Source organism: Noviherbaspirillum sp., from assembly GCF_036563305.1.
Taxonomy (GTDB): domain Bacteria; phylum Pseudomonadota; class Gammaproteobacteria; order Burkholderiales; family Burkholderiaceae_D; genus Noviherbaspirillum.
Genome location: NZ_DATCMQ010000006.1, coordinates 236,329 through 248,590, shown reverse-complemented (window position 1 = coordinate 248,590; position 12,262 = coordinate 236,329). Strand labels below are relative to the sequence as shown.

The 12,262-nt window shown below is 63.4% G+C and carries 12 protein-coding genes; 2 read left to right on the top strand and 10 right to left on the bottom strand.

The window, feature by feature from the left end; all coding sequences use genetic code 11:
- Positions 1–54: 54 nt before the first annotated feature.
- Entirely contained in the window at positions 55–927 is an 873-nt protein-coding gene (locus VIM12_RS04550; RefSeq protein WP_331940427.1) for a protein-L-isoaspartate(D-aspartate) O-methyltransferase, read from the bottom strand.
- On the bottom strand, positions 924–1,661 hold the full coding sequence (surE, locus tag VIM12_RS04545; protein ID WP_331940426.1) for a 5'/3'-nucleotidase SurE: 738 nt from the start codon (positions 1,659–1,661) through the stop codon (positions 924–926). The genes VIM12_RS04550 and surE overlap by 4 nt, the downstream gene beginning before the upstream one ends.
- 117 nt (positions 1,662–1,778) lie before the next feature.
- Here surE and VIM12_RS04540 point away from each other — a divergent pair, with 117 nt between their 5' ends.
- On the top strand, positions 1,779–2,759 hold the full coding sequence (locus VIM12_RS04540) for an NADPH:quinone oxidoreductase family protein (RefSeq protein WP_331940425.1): 981 nt from the start codon (positions 1,779–1,781) through the stop codon (positions 2,757–2,759).
- Between the two features lie 96 nt (positions 2,760–2,855).
- On the opposite strand, the gene VIM12_RS04535 is transcribed toward VIM12_RS04540, so the two are convergent.
- From VIM12_RS04535 to VIM12_RS04525, 3 genes are all read right to left on the bottom strand, one after another.
- The gene (locus VIM12_RS04535) at positions 2,856–3,329 is read right to left on the bottom strand and encodes a hypothetical protein (RefSeq protein ID WP_331940424.1); all 474 of its coding nucleotides are present in this window, start codon (positions 3,327–3,329) and stop codon (positions 2,856–2,858) included.
- Between the two features lie 442 nt (positions 3,330–3,771).
- Positions 3,772–5,676, bottom strand: coding sequence for an ATP-dependent DNA helicase (locus tag VIM12_RS04530; protein WP_414691747.1), 1,905 nt, complete (start codon positions 5,674–5,676; stop codon positions 3,772–3,774).
- Between the two features lie 171 nt (positions 5,677–5,847).
- Positions 5,848–6,048: a YdcH family protein gene (locus VIM12_RS04525; protein ID WP_331940497.1), complete on the bottom strand. Its 201-nt coding sequence runs from the start codon at positions 6,046–6,048 to the stop codon at positions 5,848–5,850.
- A gap of 178 nt (positions 6,049–6,226) precedes the next feature.
- On the opposite strand from VIM12_RS04525, the gene VIM12_RS04520 reads away from it, so the two are divergent.
- The gene (locus tag VIM12_RS04520) at positions 6,227–7,030 is read left to right on the top strand and encodes a PP2C family serine/threonine-protein phosphatase (RefSeq protein ID WP_331940422.1); all 804 of its coding nucleotides are present in this window, start codon (positions 6,227–6,229) and stop codon (positions 7,028–7,030) included.
- A gap of 11 nt (positions 7,031–7,041) precedes the next feature.
- Here the strand turns inward: VIM12_RS04520 and VIM12_RS04515 are convergent, their stop codons facing one another.
- The 5 genes from VIM12_RS04515 to odhB all read right to left on the bottom strand — a co-directional run bounded on the left by VIM12_RS04515 (position 7,042) and on the right by odhB (position 12,227).
- On the bottom strand, positions 7,042–7,782 hold the full coding sequence (locus tag VIM12_RS04515) for a hypothetical protein (protein WP_331940421.1): 741 nt from the start codon (positions 7,780–7,782) through the stop codon (positions 7,042–7,044).
- A 5-nt stretch (positions 7,783–7,787) separates the two neighbouring features.
- A complete protein-coding gene (gene zapE, locus VIM12_RS04510; RefSeq protein WP_331940420.1) occupies positions 7,788–8,885 on the bottom strand; it encodes a cell division protein ZapE in 1,098 nt (365 codons plus the stop codon).
- Positions 8,886–9,041: 156 nt separating this feature from the next.
- Positions 9,042–9,440, bottom strand: coding sequence for a hypothetical protein (locus tag VIM12_RS04505; protein ID WP_331940419.1), 399 nt, complete (start codon positions 9,438–9,440; stop codon positions 9,042–9,044).
- An 8-nt stretch (positions 9,441–9,448) separates the two neighbouring features.
- Positions 9,449–10,876: a dihydrolipoyl dehydrogenase gene (gene lpdA / locus VIM12_RS04500; protein WP_331940418.1), complete on the bottom strand. Its 1,428-nt coding sequence runs from the start codon at positions 10,874–10,876 to the stop codon at positions 9,449–9,451.
- Positions 10,877–10,973: 97 nt separating this feature from the next.
- Positions 10,974–12,227: a 2-oxoglutarate dehydrogenase complex dihydrolipoyllysine-residue succinyltransferase gene (gene odhB, locus VIM12_RS04495; RefSeq protein ID WP_331940417.1), complete on the bottom strand. Its 1,254-nt coding sequence runs from the start codon at positions 12,225–12,227 to the stop codon at positions 10,974–10,976.
- Positions 12,228–12,262: the final 35 nt, after the last annotated feature.

The window sequence follows — 12,262 nt, the reverse complement described above, 5'->3', positions numbered from 1 at the left end:
CTCTTTGGTTGTTTTGCCGTTGCGCGCCGCATGCCAGCGCACGTTCGAAACGGTTTACACCACGCCCGGCCTGAGCGGGACGAAGTGACAGTCTTCGAGCTTGGTATTTGTCCATTCGAACTTGCTCACCCGTTCGACAAGATGGAGCACCTGATGCCGGTCGCCGACGGGCGCGACGAGGCGGCCGCCGATGCTCAACTGGTCCAGCAGCGCCTGGGGAACCTCGAGGCCGGCCGCGGCCAGGATGATCCCGTCGAAGGGGGCAACCTGCGGGAGGCCAAGCATACCATCTCCATACTGCAACCGGATGTTGGCAATCCTCAGCGGACGGAGGTTGCCCTTGGCGAGTTCGTGCAGTCCCTTGATGCGTTCGATCGAGAATACGTCCTTGGCGACGAGCGACAGTACCGCCGCCTGGTAACCGCAGCCGGTACCGATCTCCAGCACCTTGTCCAGCTTGCCGCCATTCGGTCCTGCGCGCAGTACCTCGATCATGCGGGCGACGATATACGGCTGCGAGATCGTTTGATGATGACCGATCGGCAGCGAGGCATCGATGTAGGCCTGGCTTGCGAGCCCGGGCTCGATGAACATGTGGCGCGGCACCGCTTCCATCGCCGCCAGCACCTTCTTGTCCTGTATGCCCTGCTTCACCAGCCGGGCCACCATCGCGGCGCGCACGGCTCCCGAGACCATGGGCGCGGTCCGCGGGACGGAAGCGACAGCGGCCGTTGCCGAGGCGGTGACCGGACGGGGCGCGGTTTTCGGCTGTGACAACTCCCGCTTCAGGTTCAGCACCGCATTCTGCGTCGCCGTCTGGGGCGTCGCGATGCGAATCACCGGCTGCTTCCGGCCGTTCGCGCCGCGTGGCGGCGCTTCGACGACCGAGGAAAGCGGCAATGGGAAACGCTTGTCGCTCTCGCTCATTCCAGCCCCCGTCGCAGGATCTCGAGCTGGGTCGTATGGGTCAAGTCGACCTGCAACGGGGTGATGGAGATGTGGCCGTTGGCGACCGCATCGAAATCCGTACCCTGCCCGGCGTCCTTGGCCTTGCCCGACGGTCCTATCCAGAAAATGTCGCGGCCGTGCGGATCCTGCGTCCGGATCACCGGGTCCGACGCATGGCGCTTGCCGAGCCGGGTGGCCCGGTAGCCGCGCAGCTGATCGTAAGGCAGATTGGGAATGTTCACGTTGAGCAGGTAGGGTTTGGGCAGCGCGTCAAATTCGCGCTGCACGACGTCCCGTGCGACTTTTGCAGCAGCATCGAGGTGCTGCCACCCCTTTTCCACCTGTGAAAAGGCGATCGCGGGAATGCCGAACAGGAACGCCTCGGTAGCGGCGGCGACGGTCCCCGAGTACAGCGTGTCGTCCCCCATGTTCTGCCCCTGGTTGATCCCGGAGACGACAAGATCGGGCCTGAATGACAAGCCGCCCGTCAGCGCGATGTGGACGCAGTCGGAGGGCGTGCCGTTGACGAAGTAAAAGCCGTTCTCGGCACGCTGAACCGAAAGCGGTCGATCCAGTGTCAGCGAATTCGAACACCCGGACCGATTACTGTCCGGAGCGAAAACCACGATCTCGGCCATTGCGGAGAGCGCATCCGCCAGTACCACTATCCCCGGCGCAAGGTAGCCATCGTCGTTACTAACAAGAATCTTCATACCCCGATTTTACCTGAAGCATTGCCGTGCTCTGCCGGCGCTTGTTGACATTTTCGCCTAGAAGCCTAGAATAAAACGATCGTTCTTTTTTAAAACACAACGCGAAAAGGAGACAACATGAAAGCAGTCCTCTGCAAGTCCTGGGGATTACCGGACACCCTCGTCGTGGAGGAGCTGCCGGACGTTGTCCCGGGACCAGGCCAGGTCGCCATCGACGTCCATGCCGCAGGGGTGAATTTTCCCGATGTCCTGATCATCCAGAACAAATACCAGTTCAAGCCCGAGCTGCCTTTCACCCCCGGCAGCGAGCTGTCCGGTGTGATACGGGCGGTGGGAGAAGGGGTGGAACACGTCAAGGTCGGCGACAAGGTACTTGCTTTCGTCAGTCAAGGCGCGTTCGCCCAGCAGGTGGCGGTGGCAGCCAAGATGGTGATGCCGATGCCGCCGGGCCTTGACTTCGATACTGCCGCCGCCGTCACGCTCACCTACGGCACCTCGCATCACGCTGTCGTGGACCGTGCGCAGCTGAAGGCTGGCGAAACCATGCTGGTGCTGGGAGCGGCCGGCGGCGTCGGACTGGCGGCGATCGAGATCGGCAAGGCGCTTGGCGCCCGCGTGATCGCGGCGGCCTCCTCCGACGAAAAGCTGGAGGTATGCCGGCAGCACGGCGCCGACGCGACCATCAATTACAGCACCGAGGACCTGCGTGAAGCCATCAAGGCGGCGACTGACGGCAAGGGGCCTGACGTGATCTACGATCCGGTCGGCGGCGTCTACGCCGAACCGGCATTCCGTTCGATCGGCTGGCGCGGCCGATACCTGGTGATCGGCTTTGCCAATGGCGAGATTCCAAAGCTTCCGCTGAACCTGCCCCTGCTCAAGGGCGCTTCGCTGGTCGGCGTCTTCTGGGGTGAATTTGCCCGTCGCGAGCCGAAGGCCAATGCAGCCGCAATGAAGGAACTCATGACCTGGATGGCCGAAGGCAAGATCAAGCCGCATATCTCGGGACGCTATGCGCTGGCTGAAACGCCGCAGGCCTTGAACGACATGGCGGCGCGGAAGGTCACCGGCAAGGTCGTGATCCAGCCCCAGCGCTGAGTCGCGCATCGCCTGTGGATGCCCGGAAGCGTTTCCGCAACCGGGCGTCCCCTCGACCCCCCTCGGCCAGCGTCCGGTGCACGAATGCGGACAGGATCAGGCATTCGTGGATCGGTACGTCGACGAATTCGAATCCATGCCTGACCCCGTTTCGCCTTCTCGCGGCGACACCGAGCGCAGCACTGCGCGCAGATCGCGGTATTCGTCCTGCCCGGCTGCCCGCACCTTGAACTGGATCCGTCCTTCCTCTGCCCTGGCGCCGAGCGCCTGCTTCGCGCTGACCGACGCGCCACCCATGCTGAGGTCGGTGATGAAGGCTGCGGACGGTGCCGCAAGCCCGTGCAGCGCCACTGCGGCAGCGATCTTCACCTCGGCACGCACGCCTTTGCGCACTACCGTGCAGCGCAGCTCCTTAGGAGAGGACAGATGCAGGTCGGGATGCGGCGCGTTCAACGATTTCACCGCCGCGCTCGCGAAGGCATGGGCCTTCTTTCCCGAAAAGGCGCAGGCAATGAAGCGCTGTCCTTCACGCACCGGCTCATCCTTGCCGTCGACCGCGGGCGCGGCCACACCAGAACGGTCTTGTTCCGCATGAAACCAATCAGCTTCACTGCGTACCGTACCGCGCTATTGTCCGACGGCTGCAGATACAGCGTCCCGCCAACCGTCCAGCGTACCTCATCCATCGCGACCACGACTTACCGTCCGGCGTCCGCCAGTTCGACAGGTTGTTCCTGGACGGAGCGGCGCCGTTGCGAGGGATAGGTGCGACGCATTGATCTGTTGCCGTCCCATGACGGCTGCCGGATGAAGCCGCTTTCCACCAGTCCGTCGACCGCGCGCCTGCTTTCGATTGCGCACCCCGCCGCAAGCAGCAGCTTGCCGTGCCAGTCTTAGGCATCACGGGCCAACGCTCGTCCAGCCGCCATTTCGGCAACGCGCACGGGCACCAGCGACATGAGCGCGGTCCTCATCATGCGCGCTGCACGCCTGCCGCCGCACGCGTGCAGCGTTATCGATGATCATCCTCATCCGGCTCGCCCGGCGCGTTCGCGCCGACCGCGAAGAAGTTGCGCGCGACGGCGGCGTCGCGCGTTCGGCTGAACGGCGGCAGGCTTTGCCAGATGCGCCGGCCGTAGGGCTTCGAGATCAAACGCGGATCGCAGATCATCAGCACACCGCGGTCCGTCTCGTCGCGGATCAGCCGTCCCGCTCCCTGCTTCAAATTGATGATCGCTGCGGGCAGCTGGTGATGGACGAAGCCGTTCAGGCCCTTCTTCTCGAGCGCGTCGATGCGCGCCGCCAATACCGGGTCGTCCGGCGGCGAAAACGGGAGCTTGTCGATGATCACAAGGGAAAGCGCGTCGCCGCGCACATCGACGCCTTCCCAGAAACTCTGGCTCCCGATCAGCACGGCGTTCCCCGCGTTGCGGAATCGATCAAGCAGCTCGGTGCGCCCGCTCTCCCCCTGCACCAGCAAGGGATATGGCATGCCGCGCTTCTCGAACTCGTCGCGCAGCCTTTCCGCCGCCCGGTTGACCGCCCGGATTGTGGTGCAAAGCAGGAAAGCCCTGCCGCCGGCTGCGATTATCATCGGAAGGGCAGCGTCGATCACTGCGTCAGTGTATTCGAACGAATTGGGCTGGGGCAGGTTTTCCGGCACGTACAGCAGGCCCTGCTTGCCGTAGTCGAAAGGACTGGGCCAGGACTGCGCCTGCTCGTTCCATAGCCCCATCTGCGACAGGTAGTGGTTGAAATCGTTTTTTACCGCCAGTGTCGCGGATGTGAATATCCAGGCCCGTGGCGAGCCTTCGCGCTGCTTGCTGAAAATCGGGGCAATGGACAGCGGAGTGCGATGCAGTTGCAGCGAGTGGGTGAAGGCCTCGAGCCAGAGCACGGTCTCCTGGCCATTCGCAACTTCCGCCGGCGGCTTGCTGCGGGCGTCGTTCCAGGCACTTAACTTGTCGCACAACTCCTGCGTCCTGGCCCGGCACTGCTCGATGGTCTCCGCTCGCTCCGCCTGGCCGGAAAGAACCTCGCCCATGGCGTGCATCTCCTCGATCAGCGTCTCGAGTGCCGGAAAAAACACGCTGGACGGCGCCACCTGGTGCGCCGCCATGCGCACCAGCTCCTGCGGAAACGCCAGGCGCAGGTCGCGCGCGGCGCGTTCCACCGGTGCGATAACCTTCGGCCATTCCGCGCCATCCCGCGCGTGCGCCAACCCTTCCGCAAGCACATCGCGACACAGCTCCATGACCTGCGAGGTCGATACCGTCTCGCCGAAGAAGAGCGTCGCGGTTTCCGGCAGCTGATGGGCCTCGTCGAAGATGACGGTATTCGCAGACGGAAGCAGCTCCGCGACGCCGGTGTCCTTCAGGGCGACATCGGCAAAGAACAGGTGATGGTTGACTACCACCACATCGGCCTGCTGGGCCTCCTTGCGCGCCTTCATGACGAAGCAATCCTGGTAGTACTGGCACTCCGCGCCCATGCAATTGTCCCGGGTCGACGTCACGAGGTTCCAGACGGGTGCCGACTCCGGGACGCGGGCGAGTTCTGCCTTGTCCCCGGAGCTGCTTGTCTTGACGAAGCGGGAAATCTCGCGCAGATACCCGACGTCTTCGCGCGACGTCAGGCGCCCGTTCTGCAAGGTCCGTTCGAGGTGAAAATGGCAGGCGTAATTGGCGCGGCCCTTCAGCAGCGCCACCGACAACGGCACATTCAGCGCCTTCCGGACCGTCGGGATATCGCGAAGGTAGAGCTGGTCCTGCAGGTTTTTGGTGCCGGTGGAGAGGATTACCTTGCCTCCCCAGAGCAGCGCCGGCACCAGGTATGCAAAGGTCTTGCCGGTCCCCGTGCCGGCTTCTGCCACGAGCGTCCGCTGCGACGCGATCGCAGCCGCGATGGCCTTGGCCATCTCCGTCTGGGATTGGCGGGGACGGAATCCGGGAACCGACTTGCTCAGCGGCCCTCCGGCTTCGAACAACTTCGCTACTTCGTCGTCGTGGCTACCCTCGGCGAGCGCGGATGAGGTGGGTTCGGTCAAAGCTGCCAAAAAATCAGGAATGAAGACGTGCCTGGCCTGCGTTCAGGCGGGAATATCCGGCACGAGTTGCATTTTGAGCAACGTAATATGATCCTTGAGCTGCAGCTTGCGCTTTTTCAGGCGCCTCACCTGCAGCTGGTCGAACGCGCCGTCCCGCATGAGCAGATCGATCACTGCGTCAAGGTCGCGATGTTCTACTTCGAGTTCGACAATGCGACGTCGAATTTCTTCCTGGTGGATCATGTTCAATCGCGATTCTGCAATAGACGCATTTTAAGAGGGAATATGTTGCCCGCATAGCGCGCCGACGAAAAGCAATGGCCGGTGCGGCGGCAGGTGTAACAAATACCTACGGTAAATGGGAAAAGCACGCTGTCGTGCAATAATTTTTGCCACCCGGCAGTTTAATCCAGCTACATCAATGAGCCAATACAAGATCGAGGCCGGCACCGGCCAGCACATTGGCGACCGTCAAGAGCAACAGGATCGCGCCGCATTGCTGACCTCCGCGCGTGCACCTGGCTATCTCATGGCGATCGTCGCCGACGGCATGGGCGGCATGAGCGGCGGCGCCCTCGCTGCAGAACAGGTCATCCGCACTGCAAAGCAGGCGTTCGACTTGTTTTCTCCCCAGACCGATGATATTGCGACCTTGCTGCGCGATATCGCGCACGAGGCGCATACCGTCATCAAGCTCACTGCGATTTCGTCCGAGAAGAAGCCGCACAGCACCATGGTCGTGCTGCTGCTGACGCCGGGGCGCAGCGCGTACTGGGCGCATGTCGGCGATTCCCGCCTGTACCGGTTCAAGGGACCGAACTGCGCTGACCGCACCATCGACCATTCCTACGTGGAGAAACTGGTGCAGGAGGGCCGCCTGTCGCGGGACGAGGCAAAGGAACACAGGTTGTCAAACGTGCTTGTCAGCGCCCTTGGCTCGCACGAGCAGGAGCCCGAGGTGGCGGTGCGCCGGTATGACGGTCTCGCCGATGGAGACGCCTTTCTGCTCTGCACCGACGGGTTGTGGCATTACCTGGAGGATGCCGAGTTCGGCGCGGCGCTCGCCATGAACACCCCGCGCCAGGCTTCCGAAATGCTGATCACGAAGGCACGCGAACGTGCGGCCGGCACGGCAGCGGACAACTGCACGCTGGCAATCGTGAAACTCGTTGCCACCGAAACCGAGAAAACCTACAACGTCGGCAGGATGCGCCGCGCGATCTGACGCCCCTTATTTCACGGCCGCAGGACTGCCGGCGCCTCCGCCCGCTCATCCTGCTGCCTGGCGCGCTGCTTCTCGTCCTTCTCGGCCTTGCGCTTCGCCACTTCCTCTTGCCGCTTCTGAGCGGCCTGCACCTTGCGTTCATAGGCCGCGGCCTTGGCGGCACGCTTTGGGGCGTCGGCCTGTTCCTTTGCTTCCCGGGCCTGGCGTTTTGCCTCGTGCTCGGCCACCCTCTCTTCGGTCGTCTGCGGGCCACCCGGCTTCGCAACGCGCTCGGGAGGGGCTTCCTTCGCTTCCCGCAGAGCCGGGGGCGGTGCACTCTCCACTTCGATGCGCTTGGCTTCAGCCTTCTCCTGTTTCTCCGCCAGGTCCGCGTCGCGTTCGCTTGCCTTCGCCTGGCGCTTGTATGCATTCGATTCCAGCTCCACCGGGCGCAGCATCACCAACGCTTTGCGCCTCTTCTCCTTGGCCTTCTCGACGCACGAGGTTGCGAAGAACAACGGGAGGCACGCCTGTTCCTCTTTCGCGAAACGCGCATTCACGGCGGCACGGGCACGGCCCACCTCGACAAGGGCGGCATCCGCCGCAGAAACCGAATCGATGCTGCCGCGCGGGTAGCGCGCGGCGACCTCAGCCGCATCCGGATGGCCCGCGTCCTGGGCAAGGGCGGGTGCTGCACACGCTAGCAGCACGGCAATCACCGCACCGGTGTGCCGGCGACGGAGGGCGGCGGAAATAGTCGCAATAGTGTTCATGTCGTTCAGGCGATGGATCCGGCGACATCGCGCCGCTCGCTCTCCATGTATTCGTGGGATTGCATCTCGATGATACGCGAAACCGTGCGATGAAACTCGTTGGCGAGCATGCCCTCGGTGTACAGTTCATCCGGCGCCACTTCCGCCGACATCAGCAGCTTTACCTTGTGGTCGTACAGGACATCGACCAGCCAGGTGAAGCGGCGTGCCTCGGAGGACATCGAGGCCGACATCCGCGGGACCGAGGACAGGATCACGGTATGAAAGCGGCTGGCAATCTCGAGATAGTCGTTTTGCGATCGCGGGCCGCCGCACAGCGTCGAAAAATCGAACCAGACCACCCCGCCTGCCCGTCGCAGCGCGCGGATCTCGCGCGCTTCGATGTGGATGTGCGGATCCTCGTCAGCGGTCTCCGCTATGTTTGCATAGGCATCGCGCAATGCCTTGTCCGCCGCCGCGCCCAGCGGCGCGTGGTAGGCCTCGACCTGCGCCAGCGCGCGCTTGCGGTAGTCGTTGCCCGCATCGACATTGAGCACATCCAGCCGCTCCTTGAGCAGGTTGATGGCAGGGAGGATGCGGTCGCGATGCAGACCATCGGGATAAAGGGCATCCGGTACATAGTTCGAAGTCATGATGAATGAGACCCCGTTGTCAAACAGTGCCTTCAACAGGTTGTACAGGATCATTGCGTCGGCGATGTCCGACACATGGAACTCGTCGAAGCAGATCAGCCGATACTTCTTCGCGATGCGTTTCGCCACCTCGTCCAGCGGGTTCTCCACGCCCTTGAGCTCGTCCAGTTGCCGGTGCACGCCGCGCATGAACTCGTGGAAGTGCAGTCGCGTCTTGCGCACCACTGGCACCACCGAATAGAAGCTGTCCATCAGGAAGGACTTTCCTCGCCCCACCCCTCCCCACATGTAAACGCCGCGTGGCACCTCGGGACGGCTGAGCAGGCGCCGCAGGCGGCTCGCCCGCTGCGACTTGTACTCGACCCATTCGTCGTAGGCTCGCTGCAGGCGTTCCACTGCGCGCAATTGGGCTTCGTCCGACTTGTATCCGCGCTGCGCGAGCGCATGTTCGTAGAACTCCCTGACGTTCATATCGTATTTGAGGTGATGCTGCGTATCGCTGTTGAGGAAGCTCTGCCCGCAACCGGCGCTGCAGGGCGAGTCGGAACAGCCGGGATGACCTGGCCGCATATTGCGGTCGCGCCCGGGGCCTCGTGCGCCGACGAGTCCGCGGGCGGCGCGGAGAGTCTACAGGGGATTGAGGTCGACCGTCACCCGCGACGGGTAGCTGCCCCCGCCGACGCGTATCGGGAAGTTCAGGCCTACGCCGACGCCTACATGTCCGCCGCCGCCGCCGACGCCCAGGCCGACGTTGGAACCGAGCGGGTTGGACGGCCGGTAGAGCACTTCCGATGTCCGGTAGCCCTCCTTGTTGCAGACTACCCGCAAGTCACCGTTGGCACTGACGCCTTCCAGCGTTGCCGGCGTCACCACGTTCCAGCTGCCGGCATTGGTGCTGACCATGCAACTGGCGCCGGTGACGGCCTGGCCACGGGAGGTGGTTTCGATCGACATGCCGCCGCCGCCCGCCCCGGTCGTCGCACATGCGGCAAGCGCGATGGGCAGCAACAGGATCAGGTGGCGCATGGCAGCTCCTAGAAGTTCAATGAACGCTTGTCGACCGCAAGTGCGGCTTCCTTGGTCGCTTCGGACAAGGACGGGTGGGCGTGGCAGATCCGCGCGATGTCTTCCGAGGAAGCACGGAATTCCATCGCCACCACGGCTTCCGAAATCAGCTCGGACGCCATTGGGCCGACGATGTGCACGCCCAGGATTTCATCGGTCTTCGCATCGGCCAGGAATTTCACCATGCCCGAAGTATCGCCCAGTGCGCGTGCACGCCCGTTGGCCATGAACGGGAAGGTACCGGCCTTGTAGGCGATGCCTTCGGCCTTCAGCTGCTGCTCGGTCCTGCCCACCCAGGCAATTTCCGGGGACGTATATATGACCCACGGAATCGTATTGAAGTTCACGTGCCCATGCTGGCCGGCGATGCGCTCAGCCACCGCAACACCCTCTTCCTCCGCCTTGTGCGCGAGCATCGGACCGCGCACGACGTCGCCGACTGCCCATACGTTCGGAAGACTGGTCCGGCAGTCCTCGTCGACCGCGATGAAGCCGCGCTCGTCAAGCTTCAGGCCGACGCCTTCGGCATTCAGACCGATGGTGTTGGGTACACGGCCGATCGAAACGATCAGCTTGTCGAATACGGCCTTCTGCGCATTGCCCTTGTCGTCGGTGTACTCGACGGTGACGTCCTTCTTGCCTGCGGTAACGGCGCCGATCTTCACGCCCAGGTTGATGGCCAGGCCCTGCTTGGTAAAGTACTTGAACGCTTCCTTGGCGATCTGTTCGTCCACTGCGCCGAGGAAGGCCGGCAGTGCTTCCAGCACCGTGACCTCTGCCCCGAGGCGGCGCCACACGCTGCCCATTTCGAGGCCGATCACGCCGGCGCCGATGACGCCCAGCTTCTTCGGCACACCGTCGATGGCAAGCGCGCCCGTGTTCGACAGTACCAGCTTCTCGTCGAAGGGCGTACCCGGCAAGGCGCGCGGGTTGGAACCGGTTGCGACGATCACATGCTTGGCCACGAGCGTTTCTTCATTCGCACCGGCGACCTTGATCTCATAGCCGGCTTCGCTGGCCTTCACAAATGAGCCGCGACCATGGAAGAAAGCGACCTTGTTCTTCTTGAACAGGTACAGGATGCCGTCGTTGTTCTGCTTGACGACGCTGTCCTTGCGTCCCAGCATCTGGGCCAGGTTGAGGCCGACGTCCTTGACGTCGATGCCGTGCTCGGCAAAGCCGTGCGTGGCGTGCTCGTAGTACTCCGACGATTGCAGCAGCGCCTTCGACGGGATGCAACCGACATTCGTGCAGGTGCCGCCGGGCGCCGGGCCGTTCTTCGCATTCTTCCATTCATCGATGCAGGCGGTGCTGAAACCCAGCTGTGCGGCACGGATGGCGGCAATGTAGCCGCCGGGGCCGCCACCAATGACGACCACATCAAAATTTTTCGACATATCGCTAACCTATTTTCGTATCCGGTTTGATCCTGCAACGGCAAACGCCCGTGGATAACCGGATGCATCCGGCCCGCGGGCGTCCACGTCGCGCGTCTTACAGGTCCAGCAGCAGGCGTGCCGGATCCTCCAGCGCTTCCTTCATCGCAACCAGCCCGAGCACCGCTTCGCGGCCGTCGATGATGCGATGGTCGTAGGACATGGCGAGGAAGTTGATGGGACGGATCACGATCTGGCCGTTCTCCACGACCGGGCGCTCCTTCGTTGCGTGCACGCCGAGGATGGCGGACTGCGGCGGGTTGATGATCGGCGTCGACAGCATCGACCCGAACACGCCGCCGTTGGAAATCGAGAACGTGCCGCCGGTGAGCTCCTCGAGGGTCAGCTTGCCGTCCTTGGCCTTGGCACCGTATTCGCCGATCTTCTTTTCGATGTCGGCGATCGTCATCTGGTCGGCGTCGCGCAGGATGGGCACCACGAGACCGCGCGGCGATCCGACCGCGATGCCGATGTCGAAATAGCCGTGATACACGATATCGTTGCCGTCCACCGACGCGTTCAGGATCGGATACTTCTTCAGGGCGGCAACCGCGGCCTTGACGAAGAAGGACATGAAGCCCAGCTTCACGCCGTGTTCCTTTTCGAACTTGTCCTTGTACTTGTTGCGCAGGTCCATCACCGGCTGCATGTTCACTTCATTGAACGTGGTGAGGATGGCGTTGGTCGACTGCGACTGCAGCAAGCGCTCCGCAATGCGCGCGCGGAGGCGGCTCATCGGCACGCGTTCTTCCGGACGGTTGCCGAGCGCCGGGGCAACAGGCGGGGCAACCTGCTGGAGCGCCGGCTTGGCGGCGGCGGGTGCCGGAGCGGGTGCGGCGACCGCCGGACGGCTTTCCAGGGCATTGATGACGTCGCCCTTGGTCACGCGACCGTCACGGCCGGTGCCGGCAACCTGCGAGGTCGACATGTTGTTTTCGGCCAGCATCTTCGCCGCGGCCGGCATGGCAACGCCGCCGGCTGCCGACGCGGCAGGAGCAGGAGCAGGAGCGGCGGCAGGTGCCGGGGCCGGTGCAGGAGCGGCGGCGGCAGGCGCTGCGGCGCCCGCTTTCGCTTCGGTATCCAGGCGGGCGATGACCTCACCCGCAACCACCGTGCTGCCGTCACCCTTGATCACTTCAACCAGCACGCCGGCGTCGGGCGCGGGCAGTTCCAGCACCACCTTGTCGGTCTCGATGTCGATCAGGTTTTCATCGCGGGTGATTGCCTCCCCGACCTTCTTGTGCCACTGCAGCAGCGTGGCTTCGGCGACGGATTCCGACAGCTGCGGTACTTTCACTTCGATAATTGCCATGTAACTCTCCGTTTCGGTTTGTTCGTGCGGCGCGC

What these genes read in the sequence shown, in the direction of transcription:
- VIM12_RS04550 (WP_331940427.1), bottom strand. Translation starts at nt 927, where the DNA reads ATGAGCGAGAGCGACAAGCGTTTCCCATTGCCGCTTTCCTCGGTCGTC.
- VIM12_RS04540 (WP_331940425.1), top strand. Translation starts at nt 1,779, where the DNA reads ATGAAAGCAGTCCTCTGCAAGTCCTGGGGATTACCGGACACCCTCGTC.
- VIM12_RS04505 (WP_331940419.1), bottom strand. Translation starts at nt 9,440, where the DNA reads ATGCGCCACCTGATCCTGTTGCTGCCCATCGCGCTTGCCGCATGTGCG.
- lpdA (WP_331940418.1), bottom strand. Translation starts at nt 10,876, where the DNA reads ATGTCGAAAAATTTTGATGTGGTCGTCATTGGTGGCGGCCCCGGCGGC.
- surE (WP_331940426.1), bottom strand. Translation starts at nt 1,661, where the DNA reads ATGAAGATTCTTGTTAGTAACGACGATGGCTACCTTGCGCCGGGGATA.
- VIM12_RS04515 (WP_331940421.1), bottom strand. Translation starts at nt 7,782, where the DNA reads ATGAACACTATTGCGACTATTTCCGCCGCCCTCCGTCGCCGGCACACC.
- VIM12_RS04520 (WP_331940422.1), top strand. Translation starts at nt 6,227, where the DNA reads ATGAGCCAATACAAGATCGAGGCCGGCACCGGCCAGCACATTGGCGAC.
- VIM12_RS04525 (WP_331940497.1), bottom strand. Translation starts at nt 6,048, where the DNA reads ATGATCCACCAGGAAGAAATTCGACGTCGCATTGTCGAACTCGAAGTA.
- VIM12_RS04530 (WP_414691747.1), bottom strand. Translation starts at nt 5,676, where the DNA reads ATGGCCAAGGCCATCGCGGCTGCGATCGCGTCGCAGCGGACGCTCGTG.
- odhB (WP_331940417.1), bottom strand. Translation starts at nt 12,227, where the DNA reads ATGGCAATTATCGAAGTGAAAGTACCGCAGCTGTCGGAATCCGTCGCC.
- zapE (WP_331940420.1), bottom strand. Translation starts at nt 8,885, where the DNA reads ATGAACGTCAGGGAGTTCTACGAACATGCGCTCGCGCAGCGCGGATAC.